This is a genomic window from Crocosphaera chwakensis CCY0110, from assembly GCF_000169335.1.
GTDB classification, from domain to species: Bacteria; Cyanobacteriota; Cyanobacteriia; order Cyanobacteriales; family Microcystaceae; genus Crocosphaera; species Crocosphaera chwakensis.
In genome coordinates, this window is sequence record NZ_AAXW01000010.1 from 63585 (window position 1) to 79049 (window position 15465).

Here is a 15465-nt window from a genome sequence, read left to right on the forward strand (position 1 = left end):
AATAATAAGTATTAATTTTTAATTAGTGCTGAATCCATTATTTACCAATACAAAATCGGCTAAAAATTTTATCTAAAACCGATTCTGTTATTTCTTCTCCTGTTATTTCTCCTAATACTTGAATGGCTGATCTTAGGTCAATCGTCCAGAAGTCAAGGGGTAAGTCTTCTGTGATGGTAATTTGTACTTGTTGTAAGGCGATTTTTGAACGGGTTAAGGCTGCTGCTTGTCTTTGATTAATAGCAAAATCTAGATTATTTGCGGTTAGTTTCTGTTGATTAATCCCTTGTAAAATAGTCGATTCTAAGGCTTCGATTCCCTGATGATTGGCAGCCGATGTCTTAACAATCCCTTTGATTTCTGGAGGAAATTGAGATAAATCAGGGGTAGCTAAATCAATTTTATTAATAACTAAAATGGTAGGAAGATGACGGATCGGTTGATAAATTTCACTATCTTCTACTGTCCATCCCACCGTTGCATCAATAGTAAGTAAAACGAGATCCGCTTGACTGGCCGCTAACCGCGATCGCTCAACTCCAATTTTTTCGACTTGATCCGTTGTCTGACGAATACCGGCAGTGTCTAAGACTTGAATGGGAATACCTCCCACCACTAACTGGGACTCCACCACATCCCTGGTAGTGCCAGGTAAGTCAGTAACGATAGCGCGATCGCTGCGACTCCAGGCATTCAATAAACTGGATTTTCCCACATTAGGACGGCCAACGATAGCCACTTTTAAGCCATTCCGCAATAATTCTCCTTGTTCTGCGGTCTTTAAAATGCTCTCAACTTGCTCTAAAATTTCCTCTAACCCCTGAGAAATGGCTTTTTTATCTAAAGGAGGTAAGTCGTCTTCAAAGTCGATTCTAGCCTCAATTTCGGCGAGGATATCTAGGCAATGATGGCGTAATTTTTGGATGGGTTGGGCGAGCTTTCCCTGTAACCCGGCTAAGGCCATTTGAGATGCTTGTTGCGATCGCGCAGAAACTAATTCACTAATACTTTCGGCCTGGGTTAAATCAATCCTACCATTGAGAAAGGCTCGCAGGGTAAATTCTCCGGGTTGAGCTAAAATGGCACCTTGTTCTAAACATAACTGTAACACCTGTTGAACGGGCATAATTCCCCCATGACAGTGAAACTCGATGACATCTTCACGGGTATAAGAACGAGGTGCTAACATCATTAATAACAAAGCTTCATCAAGCACTTGTTCCGTTTGGGGATGACGAATATAACCATAAAGGATACGATGGGATTCCCATTTTTGCTTTCCTGGGGCGATAAATAAGGTTTGAGCGATATTCAGGGCGTTATTGCCTGATAAACGGATAATTCCGATACTCCCTTGTTGGGGAACAATGGCTGTTGCGATCGCTGCAATGGTTTCTCCTTGGGTTATCATTTCTGTCATAAGCTAGTAATCATAATCTATTAAAAATATTAAATCCTGATACCAGGGGAGAAAAGCTTTCTCTTCCCTGACAAATAGTTAATTTTTTAGTTTAATCTGAAAATCATGGTTAATTATAGAAAGAAAAGATAAAATCAAACTATAATGCCAACCGAATTACAATTATTAAAATGTTTAATTCTCTGCCAAATTCTTTCTAATTGTTATCAACCCATTCAATTAATACGGTTTGATGAGACAAGAAAAGAGATATTCATTATTGCAGGAGAATTAGGAACAATTGAAATTACCATTTTTGAACAAGGACAATGGAGATATGATGTCACCGAAACCTAACTTTAAAGAGATGAGTCTTCAGGAACTAAAAAAATACGTCTTATCCCATAGAGACGATCAAGAAGCATGGCAAGAATTTACCCATAGAGATCGACCTAATGCTGTTTATTTTGACACAGATGTACCTTTAGCGACACAAAAACAAAGACTACAAGAACTCATTGAAAAGGAGAAGTATTCTAATGAAATCTAATCATTATACTCAAATAAGTAACCACGAATTTAAACAATATTTAATTAAAAACAAAGATAATCAAGAAGCTTTTTATGCCTATTTGGTTCGTAAACAAAAACAACCTAAAGATATAATGATTGGAGTCGATTAAGTAGATAACTTAACCACTGAACAACAAATTGAATTAATGACTCAATGGCTTCAAGAAAAATTCAATCTGTAGTGCGACTCTCTGACAGTTTCTCTTTAAGTTATAATTGTTACAATAACTGTGAAAATTAATTAGTTGTTTGATAAATCTCAAACTAAACTTTCATGTTTAAAGAAGAAAAACCTTTAGAAAGAGAAGCATTAATTAAAGAAGTTTGTCGTCGTATTCGAGTCGCTAGAAGTTACTGGGATGCTCATAATAATCGAGCTTGTCGACGAGAACGAGAACAGGCATTACTATTATATAATCGTTTAAGCAAGCAAGAAAAAGAAAAAATTCCTCAAGTCTTAAGAGTTTGGCTTCGTTATCGGAGTGAAAAGTATTTCGGTTCTCATCGTACCTCACCTGGAAAAAGAAAAAAGAAGAGAAAATAATTAATAATTGATCACTGGTAACTGAAAATGCGTTAACTTAGATAATGGTTCTTCAAAAATCGTTTAACATCATGGTTTATCACATTATTTATGACGGAAATTGTAATCTTTGTTCGACTTTTACCCAACTTTTAGCTAAATTTGATCAAGGTAATCTTTTTGATTATATTCCCATACAAGATGAAGCTACTTTGCAACAGTTCAGTATTACCTCAGAAGATTGTGAAATGGGGATGATTTTAATTGATGGTGACAACGAAAAAAGACGTTGGCAAGGAAGCGACGCAGCAGAAGAAATTGTTAATTTATTACCGTTAGGACAAGCATTTATTACTGCTTATCGTAGTTTACCAGGAATGAAATGGTTAGGGGATAAAACCTATGAACAAGTTAGGGACAATCGTTATAATTGGTTTGGTAAACGGGATAAAACTTATCAATCTCCCTATCCTTTTGGTTGTGGTGAAAGGGATAATTGTTCTGTTTCTAGTTAATTAAATCATAGAAGAAATGGCTTTAATTAACTGTTCAATTTCATCAGGTAACGTAAAATAATGAATACAAGCACGAATACAGTCAGGATCACTAATAGTTCTTAATAAAAATCCTTGATTTTCTAACTTTTTAACTAAGGTTATATGATTAATCCCACTATCCACTGTAAAAGAAACTAATCCCGCTTCTGGTGGTGATTTTTTTAGACAGTTAATAGCAGAAATTTCCGATAACCCTTGCCATAAATATTCACTTAGCTTACAAATTTGTTGATACCGTTGTTCAGAATTTGCCCAACTGTTATGAACAGCGATCGCAGCCCTTAATCCTTCATATTGAGGATAAGCAGATGTAGCAATTTCAAACTTTCTACCATCTTGTTTAAAATCAATGGGTTGTGCTTTTTCATCAATATTAATCCCTCGCCAACCAATAAACGTAGGATTAATTAAGTCAAAAATTTCTGGACGGATATAAAGTGCGCCTACACCAGCCGGTCCACAAAACCATTTATGTCCGGTAAACGCATAAAAATCCACCTCAGTTTCTGTTAAATTTAACGCTAATGAACCAGCAGATTGAGCAGCATCTGCTAACACTAAAATCGGGCGATCGCTTTCGGTATAATGATGACAAAGATGACTAATTTCTTTTAAGGGTAAAACTTGTCCTGTATTCCATAATAAATGACTTAAAACCAGTAGTCTTGTTTGTGGTTTTAAATATTCTTTAATCACCTCAACGGGGTTACCTTCATTTAAGGTGTTTAAGATGGGACAAATATCAATTTCTACGGCAAATCGCTGGCTAATTTCTTTAACTATAGCAATCACGCCCGGATGTTCACAATCGGTCATTAAAATGCGATCGCCTTTCTTCCAATCTAATCCCCATAGAGCAATATTACAGCCAGATGTTACATTTTCTGTTAAGGTAATTGTTGAGGCTTCAACCCCTAATTCTTGAGCAATTTCTGCTCGTAATAATTCTGTTTTTTGAGTAATCCATTCATTAACTTTAAAAGAAAAAGGACCTTGTTGTTGAAGAACATTATGAGCATCAATAATGGCTTCTAATCCGGAACGGGGTAAAGTTCCTTGTCCCCCAAAATTAAAATAGACTTTGTTCGTGAGTCCAGGAAACTCTTGTCTTTGTTGTTGGACTTCTGACAGGAATGCTTGGGGATAAATCATTCTTTGGGTAACAGGAATAGGTGAAAAAAATCAGTACAAAACTAAATTTGTCCTTATTTTAGTTTATGAGCGATCGCTAATTTTTGCAATACCACTAAAATACTAAAGAAGGAGTCAGAATCAATCATAAATTAATTGTTGTTCTGACTCCTTATGCGAAAGGCAGTTTACTTTTTTGAAAACTGTTACTTTTGCCTGTCTTGAGTGTGTCTTAGATTCGCTTTTGCTTCTTGTTTATTTTGACTATTTAAGCTTTAAACTGTTTGCTAATGCGTTTCATGGCTTCTTCGACATTTTTCCGACTATTAAAGGCAGAAATACGAAAATAACCTTCTCCTGCTGCCCCAAACCCTGATCCGGGAGTTCCTACCACATTAGTCGTTTGTAAGAGTTTATCGAAGAAATCCCAACTAGAAAGATTATGGGGGGTTTTTAACCAGATATAAGGGGCATTAACCCCACCATACACCTCAAATCCTGCGCTTTTAAGCTGTTTACAGATAATTTTTGCGTTTTCTAGGTAAAAGCTCACTAACGCCTTAATTTGGGCTTTTCCGGCTTCAGAATAAACTGCTTCTGCTCCCCGTTGCACAATATAAGAAACCCCATTAAATTTAGTGGACTGCCGACGGTTCCATAGTTTCCAGAGTTCTACCTCAGATCCGTCGGAAGCTTTAGCGGTTAACTGTTTGGGAACCACTGTAAAAGCGCAACGAGTACCGGTAAACCCTGCATTTTTAGAAAAAGAACGAAACTCGATGGCGCAGTCTTTTGCTCCTTCGATTTCGTAAATAGAATGGGGTAAACTATCATCGGTGATAAAAGCTTCGTAAGCAGCATCAAAGAAGATAATGGCGTTATTTGCCTTAGCATAATCAACCCACGCTTTAAGATACGCTTTTGTTGCTGTTGCGCCGGTGGGGTTGTTGGGGAAACAGAGATAAATGAGGTCAACTTTTTCGCTAGGAATATCGGCGACAAAGTTGTTTTCTGCACTGATGGGTAAATAAACTAAGCCTTCGTATTCTCCCTTATCGTTGGTGTCTCCCGTGTGGCCGGCCATGACATTGGTATCAACATAAACGGGGTAAACCGGATCTGTAACAGCAATTTTGTTATTTTTGCCAAAAATGTCGAGAATGTTGCCGGTATCGCATTTTGCACCGTCTGAAACGAATATTTCTGAGGCATCAATATCACATCCTCTACTTTGAAAGTCTTGATCTGCGATTTTTTCCCGTAGCCAACCGTAACCTTGTTCGGGGCCGTAACCTTTGAAGGTGTTGCGATCGCCCATATCTTCTACAGCTTTGATCATAGCGGTTCGGCAAGCTTCAGGTAAGGGTTCGGTTACATCTCCAATCCCTAGTTTAATGATTTTCGCTTCGGGGTTCCCTTCAACAAAGGTGTTGACTCGTCTTGCTATTTCGGGAAAGAGATACCCTGCTTTGAGTTTGAGATAGTTATCGTTAATAGTTGCCATATTCTAGGTGGTTACAAATGCCTTTATTTAGCTTACTCTGGTTTCGGTTGTTCAAACATCAGATAAGGAAGTTGTTTCATTCCTAATGCGTTATAGGTTTCTTGAGCGATAAGATTATCTTGTTCAACATATAATCGAAACCCACAAACATCTTCTTTATTACTAGCGAGTTCTTTAACAAACTCATACATCCTGCGATAAACGCCACGACGACGATAATTTTTTAGAACAAAAACACTTTGAATCCACCAAAATACGCCATTTCGCCAGTCGCTCCATTCTCTGGTAATCATTAAACACCCAACTACTTTTGAATCAACTTCGGCTACAATATAGAATCCTTGTGATGGGTTTTTTAACAAAGTATTGACCCCTGCTAAAATGACATGAGGTACTAAAACTTTATTTTCAGTTTCTTTTGCCATTGCTTGATTAAAATTGGCAATATTTTTTCCATCACTAGGTTGGGCTAGACGTATGCTTATAGTATCCAATTTTTAACTCAAATTAGTCCGTTTCATCATTTCTATTTTACTTTCTTAAGGAAACTAAAATTAAGTTTTCTTAGTTCAACGGAAGAAAAAGTGATTCAAATAAAGAGAATACTGACTCTACTTATTATTAGGAAACTTCTTATTTATTATTGGACTCTTCCCAGTCCGGACAAGCATCAGTATTAGAACCATAAGGGTGCATTCCACAAACAAATAAATGTTTACCATAGAGTCGTCCATGGTAATGAATACACCCGCGACAAGCAGGATGTACGTTATGAGTTGGTTCTATTTTTGGGGAGAGCATTAAATCAGAATCTTCATGGTATTCATGATAGTAGTAATAGCCCTGAAATTCTTCTTCGATGGAAATATCAGCCAGTGGGGTGAAAACATCATCAAGAAATTGATCAATTTCTCTTACGACATCGTTTTGAAAGTCTTCAGCAGCCGTTTCTACAGACTGGCCGACTTCATCGACAAAACCCTCTACAGCAACTGCTACGTTTTCCATCCATTCTGTTAAGTCTTTTTGCCAGTCTTCCATAATATTAATTCATTTAAAATGATCTAGTAGAAAGTATTTTGCTTAGTTATTGACGCTTTAATCGATTTAATTCGTCTTGTAAGGATTCAACTTGTTGTTTTAAATCATCTAAGTTTTCTTGTTTTGTTTCTTCGGTGTTGTTTTCATCATCTTCTGAAACAATTTCGATTAGACGGGGTTCTTTTTGTTTATTTTTTTCTTTTGTTTCTTGGTTGACTTGTTGAGCTTGTTGAATCATGTCATCAACATATTTCTTAGCTTCTTCTACATTCATTTCTCCCCTTGAAACCATTTCATCAGCAACTTTTTGCGCTTGGATTCTTAATTCTTGTAAGTTTATTTCAGCTTTTTCCCTCGCATAGTCAGCAATACCAACTCCAAGATAAAATGCTTTTTGTACTAAGTTTCTTAGATCAGCCATATTGTCCTCAACTTTAGCTTTTTTTTAAATTATAACATTAATATTTTAACTTTCTTTTTCGGCTAATTCTAACCATCTTTCTGTAGCTCTGTCAATTTCTTCGACTAATTGGGATAATTGTTCGGTTAGGGTTTGCATTTCACCATAATCTCTAGGAGGATTATTATATAAATTAGCTTCTAGTTTTTCTTTTTCTTCCTCTAGTAAAGGAATTTTTTCTTCTAAGTTCTTATATTCGTATTTTTCTTTAAATGTGAGTTTATTGGATTGCTTGGGTTGACTATTTTTAGTGGATTTTGATGGTTTGCTTTCTTGAAAAATTGCCTGATTTTGTAACTCTCTTTCTTTCTCTTCGGCTGCTTTTTTATAGTCTAAATAAACAGAGTAATTACCAGGATACTGTTTAATATTTCCTCCTTCTTCTAGGGCAAAAATAGTGTCAACGGTTCGATCCAAAAAGTAGCGATCGTGAGAAACAACAATAACACAACCATTAAACTCTTCTAAATATTCCTCTAAAACAGCTAAGGTTTGTACATCTAAATCATTGGTAGGTTCATCTAATATTAAGACATTAGGCGCACTCATTAATACTTGTAATAAAAATAATCTTCTTTTTTCGCCTCCCGATAGTTTATGAATGGGGGCATATTGTTGATTAGGAGGGAATAAGAATCTTTCTAACATTTGAGAGGCAGTAATCACACTACCATCGGCAGTTCTTACTAATTCTGCTACATCTTTTAAATAATCAATAACTCGCTGATTTTCATTAATTAATAAATCTTCTGAATGTTGATCAAAATAACCAAAATGAATGGTTGATCCGATGTCTACTTTGCCTGAATCGGGAGTAATTCTTCCTGTAATAATATTCATTAAAGTAGATTTACCGGCTCCATTTTTGCCAATAATTCCTACCCGATCTTGAGGACTAAAAATATAGGTGAAATCTTGAATTAAAACCCGATCACCATAAGCTTTATTAATGTTTTCTAATTCAATAACTTTCTTACCAATACGACGACTAGCGGTACTAATTTCTACCTTTTCTTGAGCTTGCCTAAACTCTTTATTTTGCATTTCACCAATACGATCAATACGGGCTTTTTGTTTTGTACTTCTCGCTTTTGGTCCCCGTTTTAACCATTCTAATTCTCGTCTTAATACCCCTGCGTGTTTCTTTTGACTACTAATTTCTGACGCTTCTGCGTCTGCTTTTTTTTCTAAGAAATAGGAGTAATTTCCTGAATAACCATAGAGATCACCCCGATCAATTTCAATAATACGATTGGTGACTTTATCTAAGAAGTAACGATCATGAGTAATTAATAATAATGCTCCAGAATAACGGTTTAAATAACTTTGTAACCATTCCACTGACATGGCATCTAAATGGTTCGTCGGTTCGTCCATTAATAAGGCATCGGGTTCTGATAATAAGCCAGAAGCTAAAGCAATTCTTTTGCGATAACCTCCCGATAAATCTCCAATTTTAGCGTCAAAATTTTCAATTCCTAATTGACTCAAAACAATCTTAGCATTGGTTTCTAATGCCCAAGCATCTAGGGTTTCAATTTGTTGAGTTACGGATGATAAACGGGACATTAAACTATCAGTTTCTTGAGGGTTATGAGCTAATTTATGAGAGATTTCTTCATACTCTCTAATTAGTGCCATTTGTTCTCCACAGTCAGCGAAAACCTGTTCTAAAACGGTAAGATTTTCATCCAAATTGGGTTGTTGGGGTAAATAAACAATTTTCGATCCCGAATTGATCCATAGTTCTCCCCCATCAATGGGTTCTAGCCCTGCTATAATTTTTAGTAAGGTAGATTTCCCCGATCCATTAGTACCAATTAAACCGACTTTATCCCCTTCGTCTAAACTAAAGGTTGCCTCTTTTAAAATTTCTTTGATTCCAAAATCTTTTTCAACTGATTGTAAGCTTAAAATCGCCATCTATTCCTTTCCTTCTTGTCCTATTTTTAATTCTAGCAAACCGACTGTTCCCACAAAAAAAGTATAGATACTATACTGTAGGGGATTTTTCTGTTGTAATCTAGTATAGTAAGCTGCAATAAGTGCTTCTATCCCGTGACTAATAAGGGCAATTCTATCTATCCAAAAAATCCAGTTTAAATCTTTCGATACTTGCCAATTATGAAACGTTCCATAAAGATTAACTAACTCCCAAATAATAGCCGTACTAATTAACCCAGTAGAAACTATTTTAATTAAGGTTTTAATTTTTTGAAATGAAGAATGATTAATGATTTTTGTTTCTATTTTTGAGTCCATTAATTTGATATGTTACACGACAACAATTGATTATTTTAGATTATCTTAGGCGCTAATCCACTAGAATTTAGGATTAAATAACTTAAGCTTAATCCCGATTTTGTAAAAAAATCTCTTAAACAATTATATGATAACTAACTTAAGTAAAATTATCCATCATTTCTTTCAGAGGACTATAGAAACTCTAATAGGAAAAAAATACATGAGATGGTATAAAACTATTAATTGGGAACAAGTCACTCGTTCTTATCAATCTGATAAAATTAGTTACCCCTCTTATTATACATCAGTTAACTATCATGGCATCCAAAACGGTTATCTTAACCCTATTGCTGCTATAACTTACGATATTATAACGCCTTTAGCTACTCTGCCAAGTGAACAATGGCTGCGTCAAAGTTTATTAAAAACAATCACCATAAAACCTATAAAAATTCTAGACTTAGGTTGTGGAACCGGAACAAACACGATAAACTTAAAAACTACATTTCCTAAAGCAGAGGTAATGGGCTTAGATTTATCTCCCTATATGTTAGCAATAGCAGATAAAAAATCTCGCATTAATCAGCAAGAAATTATCTGGAAACAAGGACTTGCTGAATCAACAGACATCTCATCTTATTCGTGTGATTTAATTACTATTTCTTTACTGTTTCACGAAGTTCCTAATAAAATTTCTCAAGCCATTCTTAAAGAAAGTTTGCGGTTACTAAAGCCAAAAGGACAGTTAATTATTTTAAATGCTAATCAACAGCGACTAAGATATCTTAAATGGTTAACGAAATTGTTTAGAGAACCTTACTCTTTCACTTATGCTCAAGGTAATATTAGAGAATGGTTAGAAAAAATTGGCTTTCAAACTATTAAATCCAAACCAATAGGAGGAATTTATCAAATTACCTCTGCTTATAAACTTTAAGAAAAAAGTAAAAATTATCTTAAAAATAAAAATTTTATAGATCCCAAAACCTAATAATGATATGATTAAGAGGATATGCTTCTCCATAACCTATTTTAACTTATCAAACTGAAGTCAATATGTTCTTTTTATTGGAAGTCGGTACAGAAGAATTACCCGCAGATTTTATAGATGAAGCGATCGCTCAATGGAAACAAATCATTCCTAATAGTTTAGAAGAAAACTTTTTAACTCCTGATAAAGTTGCTGTTTACGGAACACCTAGACGATTAGCTGTTTTAATTTCTGAACTTCCAGAACAACAAAAAGATCGAGATGAAGTCATAAAAGGTCCACCAGCAAAAGCAGCCTTTAAAGACGGAAAACCTACCAAAGCAGCGGAAGGATTTGCCCGTAAACAAGAAGTTGAGATCAAAGATTTGGATATTCGTCCTACTGATAAAGGAGACTTTATTTTTATTGAGAAAAAAATAAAAGGAAGACAAACGAAAGAAATTTTACAAGCGTTAATTCCAAATTGGATTGATAGCCTAGAAGGCCGACGGTTTATGCGTTGGGGCAATGGAGAACTAAGATTTTCCCGTCCGATTCGTTGGTTAGTTGCATTGTGCGATAAGCAAGTTTTACCCATTGAAATTATTAATGGAGATAGTACTATAACCAGCGATCGCCTATCAAGAGGACATCGAATTTTACATCCAGATACGGTTAGTATTGCTCAAGCATCGGACTATGTAGAAACCTTACGCTCTGCCTACGTAGAAGTTGACCCGAAACAGCGTCAAGAAATTATCGAAAAAGATATCGAAACCATTGCCAAAGAACTAAAAGGCAAAGCTGATCTCCCCGACGACTTATTAACAGAAGTCATTAATTTAATTGAATATCCTACCGCTATTGCTGGAAAATTCGATCCAGAATTTTTAAACCTTCCTACTGAAGTCATTACGACAGTAATGGTCAAACATCAGCGATATTTTGCCGTCAAAAAAACTGAAAATGAACTATTACCCAATTTCATCACCATTGCTAATGGAGATCCCAACAAAAAAGACATTATTGCTCAAGGAAATGAAAGAGTAATTAGAGCAAGATTAGCGGATGCACAATTCTTTTATACGGCTGATTGTGACGAACCCTTAGACAGTTACTTACCTGAACTAGAAAACGTCACTTTCCAAAAAGAATTAGGAACCATGCGCGACAAAGTTGATCGGATCATGGACATGGCACAACAAATTGCAAAACAGTTAGAAATTGACGAAAAAGAACAAGAAGAAATTGAAAGTACGGCCTTATTATGTAAAGCTGATTTAGTAACGCAAATGGTCTATGAATTCCCCGAATTGCAAGGCGTAATGGGACAAAAATATGCTTTAGTTAGTGGAGAATCAGAACAAGTTGCCCAAGGTATTTTTGACCATTATTTACCCCGTGGGGCTAATGATATCATGCCCAAAACCTTAACGGGTCAAGTTGTCGGAATTGCCGATCGCTTAGACACTTTAATTAGTATTTTTGGCTTAGGGATGATCCCTACCGGTTCTGGCGATCCCTTTGCTTTACGACGGGCTGCTAATGCTATTATTAGTGTAACTTGGGAAGCGAAATTACCCATTAATCTATCCCAATTATTAATACAAGGGTGTGAAGCATTTATGGCGGATCACGCAGATAAAGACTCTCCCTTAGAAGCATTACAAACTTTCTTAATTCAACGTATACAAACCCTATTACAAGATGAGTTAAACATCGACTATGATTTAGTGAATGCGGTGTTAGGTGAAGCGGATGCCGAATACACAGACAGAGCATTACAAAACCTTTTAGATGTCAAAGATAGAGCAGAATTTTTACAAGAAATTCGTAATAATGAAATATTAGATAAAATTTATGAAACCGTTAATCGTTCAACCCGTTTAGCAGCGAAAGGAGACTTAAATTATACAGAATTAGATCCCAGTGAAGTGGTGCAAACTGAGTTATTTGAAAAGTCTTCTGAACAGGAATTTTACAATGGTTTAATGGCTTTATTGTCTAAGACAACTCAAGCACAATCTCAGAGAAACTACCAATTACTAATAGAAGGATTACTAGATATTGTTCCTAAAGTTAGTGAATTTTTTGATGGAGAAAATAGTGTTTTAGTAATGGATGAAAATCCACAAGTTAGACAAAATCGTTTAAATTTGTTAGGGGTTCTCCGTAATCATGGACGAGTTCTGGCAGACTTTGGTGCTATTGTTAAAAGTTAACCTAAGTCCGAACTTTGCTATAGAAAATATAGCAGTTCCCTTGCTTGTAAGGTACAAAGGTTATCGCTTTGAGGCAGAAGGCAGAAGGCAGGAGTTACGTGTGCCTCATGAGTCCGAGAATTGCTATAACAGGTTTTTGAAAGTATTTCCAAGGCTCAAGCTCTAAAAATTCAATAACTGAAATTGTCCATTCTTTTTAATACTTTAATTATAAAGAATTATGTCTTTTAATTACATTAAATTAAATTAACCCATAGTTTCACTATAGCTTTGAAGCTAGAATAATAGAGTAATATCCTGTTAGTTAAAATTGTAATTATAAGCATGATATACTAAGATAAAGATCACAGATATTACATTTTTAAGATTAAAAAAAAAGCCCTAATCCTATCTTGACTCACAATTAAGGATTAAGACTTTCTGTTCCCTAACCTTAATTCACTCATTTTGGTAGTGAATCTGCGAATAACCAACATAACGAACTAAGCGTAAACTTGTCTGTACGTGAACGTACATAACGTCTGAAGCAGTTCTGTATTATTAGGATAAATTAATAGAGATATTTAAAGTCCTGTGAGTTGTAAATGCTTGGAAGAAATTTTCCAATTAAATTGAGGGGAATACCAACAATAATCAAGGAGAATTGTTAACGGAGAAAGGAAAAATAACGCCCAAAAAATAGCAGTCGGTAGATAGAGAGAATATTGAATCATAAAAGTTACAAATGCAATAGCGATCGCCCAAATAATCCGACTAAAATAATGATTCGGAATAGAACGGGGATCAGTTAACATAAATAGAGCAAATAATAATAAACTACCCGTCATTAAGTGATGGCTTAAAACGTCCCAACTCCAGCCTAACCAAATATTACGAATGGCCTCTAATAGGGTATAAAATCCTAAAAATATTGCCGAAGTGTCCCAACGGCCAACCCGTTTTAAAATCATGGCACCGGACCCTAACAATAGTAGCAAAAACCAAAGATCATTACCCCATTGTCCAGGAGATACCCAAGCATCTTGAGTCAAGGTTAAAGCTGTAATAATGCCAAAATTAGCAGGATTAAAAAAATGTTTGTTATTAACACGAAAAAGAAACTTACTGGCAATGGCTAAGCTTCCTGCTAAAATCATAGTTGTAGGCTGATTAGCCCGTAATAATAAACATAAACCCAAAGCCGTAATTAATGCACTGCGCCAAGATGCCATAAATAAGGGATTAATAATAGACAAATTTAGATTAATTGTTTCTTTATTTTTTAAAAAGTAAATACAAGAAGTTAACAAGAATTGTGTCAATAAACAACTAATAATAACGACAATAATCAATTCAGGTTTTAACGACCAATCACGGGTAATAATCCCTAACCCAAGAAAGCCACTGAGGAACAAAATTTGATAATCTCGATCATCTTGTAAAATCATGATAGATTCCTGTAGAGTAATGTCCCTTATTTTATCGATTTTAGAAAATCATGGTCAGTTTCGTATCATTTTCTTATTTTTTGCTTTCAAAGTAGCTTAATAAAAATGCGAGGTTAGCAGATTTTGTCCGCTAACCTTTTTCTTCTATATCTAGCTGATTTTTGGAATTAAACTTGTTCTGATACCAAATCCGCTTATTTTAGTAGAGTAACATTTTTTCTCCCTGCTCCCTGCTCCCTGCTTCAAGACTTAATACTATACTATCTAAAACGGATCTAGTATGACACTGGCTTACAGCCTTCAGTTGTCACTAATGACTCAAACCCCTTAATTGCTATATACAACTGTAGAACAACGTTACCCAAAAAACCCTTTTTTTGAACAGTGCCTTAAAAAAGGCAAGATTACCAGTAGCAAACCAACCACAGAGGAAGGTTCAGGAACGTTTTCTGGTTCAGCAAACAGAAAATCATCGGTTACCACCAAATCTACCCCATTTACTGGGTCATCTACTTGCCCAGGTATGGGATCAACAATTGGAGTTAAGACTGGTATTTCTCCGTCTATATCGAAAATAGAACCATTACCTAAAATTAGTTCTACACTGGTTACTATCGGCTTGTCAAAGAGTACCCCTAAAAAGGAGGGTTCGCCACTATCAGATGGCTCGACAAAGAATTTTCCCAAACTCTTTGAGCCATTAAAGTATTCAATACTGCTTGTTTCAGGTAGTTCAACATCGAGGAAAATTGCCCCGAACCCGCGCGTCGCTGCCTGAGTAAAAGTACCAGCTAATGTAAAACTTTGTTCGATTTCATTTTGGTTGTTTCCTTCGCCAATATGGGCGAAAGTAACAGGGGGACTAAATGCAGGAAACTGACCAGCCACGCTTGGGTTCACGCTCTCAAAGCCATCGTCACTAACAAAGTAAATCTCATCGTATAGTGCGCCTCGCCCTAAAAACAAATCTTCAGGAATGCCTACTGTCCCATTAACTGGAACTCCGTCCCAGTTAATCGTGCGAAACCCACCTTTTTGGGGACCTACAGCTAAAGTATTATCTGCACCACCAATGGCTTCTTTCATCTGTTCAAAAGCAACGGCCGCAGCGTCACCAGTCCCGCTAAAAACAGTGGCAGCTTGAACAGGGATATTAACTGTAACCATCCAGACAAAAATGGCTGCTTTGCCTAAGTGTTGAATTTTCATAAACATTAACTCCTATAAATAAATACCAAGTTACAAAGCGACTTAGTTTTTATCAAACCTTATAGCTATAAAATTTGATATGAACAATTATTCTATAAAATTTTACTCAAAAATTGGAGAAGACATAACTTAAAAAATAATTAATTTTAAACACAATCGCTTTAATAGAAAGTCAATACTACTTCAGTGAAAAAGCGATCGCATG

General features: G+C 35.6%; 17 protein-coding genes. 7 read left to right on the forward strand and 10 right to left on the reverse strand.

Features of this window, described 5'->3' with window-relative positions; genetic code table 11:
• Positions 1-37: 37 nt before the first annotated feature.
• Complete coding sequence (gene mnmE / locus CY0110_RS08515; protein WP_198139129.1) at positions 38-1411, reverse strand: tRNA uridine-5-carboxymethylaminomethyl(34) synthesis GTPase MnmE; 1374 nt, start codon at positions 1409-1411, stop codon at positions 38-40.
• Positions 1412-1564: 153 nt separating this feature from the next.
• Here mnmE and CY0110_RS08520 point away from each other — a divergent pair, with 153 nt between their 5' ends.
• The 5 genes from CY0110_RS08520 (at position 1565) to CY0110_RS08540 (ending at position 3010) form a co-directional block, all read left to right on the forward strand.
• Positions 1565-1756, forward strand: a complete 192-nt coding sequence (locus tag CY0110_RS08520) for a DUF6888 family protein (RefSeq protein WP_008274995.1) — start codon at positions 1565-1567, stop codon at positions 1754-1756.
• Positions 1737-1949, forward strand: coding sequence for a DUF6887 family protein (locus CY0110_RS08525; protein ID WP_232285701.1), 213 nt, complete (start codon positions 1737-1739; stop codon positions 1947-1949). Before CY0110_RS08520 ends, CY0110_RS08525 begins: the two co-directional genes overlap by 20 nt.
• The gene (locus tag CY0110_RS08530; protein WP_008274997.1) at positions 1939-2082 is read left to right on the forward strand and encodes a DUF6887 family protein; all 144 of its coding nucleotides are present in this window, start codon (positions 1939-1941) and stop codon (positions 2080-2082) included. Before CY0110_RS08525 ends, CY0110_RS08530 begins: the two co-directional genes overlap by 11 nt.
• Positions 2083-2246: 164 nt before the next feature.
• Positions 2247-2516, forward strand: coding sequence for a hypothetical protein (locus tag CY0110_RS08535; protein WP_008274999.1), 270 nt, complete (start codon positions 2247-2249; stop codon positions 2514-2516).
• A 71-nt stretch (positions 2517-2587) separates the two neighbouring features.
• The gene (locus CY0110_RS08540; RefSeq protein ID WP_008275000.1) at positions 2588-3010 is read left to right on the forward strand and encodes a thiol-disulfide oxidoreductase DCC family protein; all 423 of its coding nucleotides are present in this window, start codon (positions 2588-2590) and stop codon (positions 3008-3010) included.
• Here CY0110_RS08540 and CY0110_RS08545 read toward each other — a convergent pair whose 3' ends face one another.
• From CY0110_RS08545 to CY0110_RS08575, 7 genes are all read right to left on the reverse strand, one after another.
• A complete protein-coding gene (locus tag CY0110_RS08545) occupies positions 3011-4204 on the reverse strand; it encodes an aminotransferase class V-fold PLP-dependent enzyme (RefSeq protein WP_008275001.1) in 1194 nt (397 codons plus the stop codon).
• 247 nt (positions 4205-4451) lie between these two features.
• On the reverse strand, positions 4452-5687 hold the full coding sequence (locus CY0110_RS08550; protein ID WP_008275002.1) for an LL-diaminopimelate aminotransferase: 1236 nt from the start codon (positions 5685-5687) through the stop codon (positions 4452-4454).
• Positions 5688-5719: 32 nt separating this feature from the next.
• A complete protein-coding gene (locus CY0110_RS08555) occupies positions 5720-6181 on the reverse strand; it encodes a GNAT family N-acetyltransferase (RefSeq protein ID WP_008275003.1) in 462 nt (153 codons plus the stop codon).
• A gap of 139 nt (positions 6182-6320) precedes the next feature.
• Positions 6321-6728, reverse strand: coding sequence for a hypothetical protein (locus CY0110_RS08560; RefSeq protein WP_008275004.1), 408 nt, complete (start codon positions 6726-6728; stop codon positions 6321-6323).
• Positions 6729-6774: 46 nt separating this feature from the next.
• Positions 6775-7149: a phasin family protein gene (locus CY0110_RS08565; protein ID WP_008275005.1), complete on the reverse strand. Its 375-nt coding sequence runs from the start codon at positions 7147-7149 to the stop codon at positions 6775-6777.
• 45 nt (positions 7150-7194) lie between these two features.
• Positions 7195-9111, reverse strand: a complete 1917-nt coding sequence (locus tag CY0110_RS08570) for an ABC-F family ATP-binding cassette domain-containing protein (RefSeq protein WP_008275006.1) — start codon at positions 9109-9111, stop codon at positions 7195-7197.
• On the reverse strand, positions 9112-9450 hold the full coding sequence (locus CY0110_RS08575; protein WP_008275007.1) for a hypothetical protein: 339 nt from the start codon (positions 9448-9450) through the stop codon (positions 9112-9114).
• A gap of 202 nt (positions 9451-9652) precedes the next feature.
• Here CY0110_RS08575 and CY0110_RS08580 point away from each other — a divergent pair, with 202 nt between their 5' ends.
• Complete coding sequence (locus tag CY0110_RS08580) at positions 9653-10369, forward strand: class I SAM-dependent methyltransferase (protein WP_008275008.1); 717 nt, start codon at positions 9653-9655, stop codon at positions 10367-10369.
• Positions 10370-10488: 119 nt separating this feature from the next.
• Positions 10489-12624: a glycine--tRNA ligase subunit beta gene (gene glyS, locus CY0110_RS08585; protein WP_008275009.1), complete on the forward strand. Its 2136-nt coding sequence runs from the start codon at positions 10489-10491 to the stop codon at positions 12622-12624.
• 563 nt (positions 12625-13187) lie between these two features.
• Here the strand turns inward: glyS and CY0110_RS08590 are convergent.
• Together CY0110_RS08590 and CY0110_RS08595 are read right to left on the reverse strand one after the other, a co-directional pair.
• Positions 13188-14051, reverse strand: a complete 864-nt coding sequence (locus CY0110_RS08590; RefSeq protein ID WP_008275010.1) for an RnfABCDGE type electron transport complex subunit D — start codon at positions 14049-14051, stop codon at positions 13188-13190.
• A 357-nt stretch (positions 14052-14408) separates the two neighbouring features.
• Entirely contained in the window at positions 14409-15260 is an 852-nt protein-coding gene (locus CY0110_RS08595) for a hypothetical protein (protein WP_008275011.1), read from the reverse strand.
• Positions 15261-15465: the final 205 nt, after the last annotated feature.

What these genes read in the sequence shown, in the direction of transcription:
- mnmE (WP_198139129.1), bottom strand. Translation starts at nt 1,411, where the DNA reads ATGATAACCCAAGGAGAAACCATTGCAGCGATCGCAACAGCCATTGTT.
- CY0110_RS08520 (WP_008274995.1), top strand. Translation starts at nt 1,565, where the DNA reads ATGCCAACCGAATTACAATTATTAAAATGTTTAATTCTCTGCCAAATT.
- CY0110_RS08525 (WP_232285701.1), top strand. Translation starts at nt 1,737, where the DNA reads ATGATGTCACCGAAACCTAACTTTAAAGAGATGAGTCTTCAGGAACTA.
- CY0110_RS08530 (WP_008274997.1), top strand. Translation starts at nt 1,939, where the DNA reads ATGAAATCTAATCATTATACTCAAATAAGTAACCACGAATTTAAACAA.
- CY0110_RS08535 (WP_008274999.1), top strand. Translation starts at nt 2,247, where the DNA reads ATGTTTAAAGAAGAAAAACCTTTAGAAAGAGAAGCATTAATTAAAGAA.
- CY0110_RS08540 (WP_008275000.1), top strand. Translation starts at nt 2,588, where the DNA reads ATGGTTTATCACATTATTTATGACGGAAATTGTAATCTTTGTTCGACT.
- CY0110_RS08545 (WP_008275001.1), bottom strand. Translation starts at nt 4,204, where the DNA reads ATGATTTATCCCCAAGCATTCCTGTCAGAAGTCCAACAACAAAGACAA.
- CY0110_RS08550 (WP_008275002.1), bottom strand. Translation starts at nt 5,687, where the DNA reads ATGGCAACTATTAACGATAACTATCTCAAACTCAAAGCAGGGTATCTC.
- CY0110_RS08560 (WP_008275004.1), bottom strand. Translation starts at nt 6,728, where the DNA reads ATGGAAGACTGGCAAAAAGACTTAACAGAATGGATGGAAAACGTAGCA.
- CY0110_RS08565 (WP_008275005.1), bottom strand. Translation starts at nt 7,149, where the DNA reads ATGGCTGATCTAAGAAACTTAGTACAAAAAGCATTTTATCTTGGAGTT.
- CY0110_RS08570 (WP_008275006.1), bottom strand. Translation starts at nt 9,111, where the DNA reads ATGGCGATTTTAAGCTTACAATCAGTTGAAAAAGATTTTGGAATCAAA.
- CY0110_RS08575 (WP_008275007.1), bottom strand. Translation starts at nt 9,450, where the DNA reads ATGGACTCAAAAATAGAAACAAAAATCATTAATCATTCTTCATTTCAA.
- CY0110_RS08580 (WP_008275008.1), top strand. Translation starts at nt 9,653, where the DNA reads ATGAGATGGTATAAAACTATTAATTGGGAACAAGTCACTCGTTCTTAT.
- glyS (WP_008275009.1), top strand. Translation starts at nt 10,489, where the DNA reads ATGTTCTTTTTATTGGAAGTCGGTACAGAAGAATTACCCGCAGATTTT.
- CY0110_RS08590 (WP_008275010.1), bottom strand. Translation starts at nt 14,051, where the DNA reads ATGATTTTACAAGATGATCGAGATTATCAAATTTTGTTCCTCAGTGGC.
- CY0110_RS08595 (WP_008275011.1), bottom strand. Translation starts at nt 15,260, where the DNA reads ATGAAAATTCAACACTTAGGCAAAGCAGCCATTTTTGTCTGGATGGTT.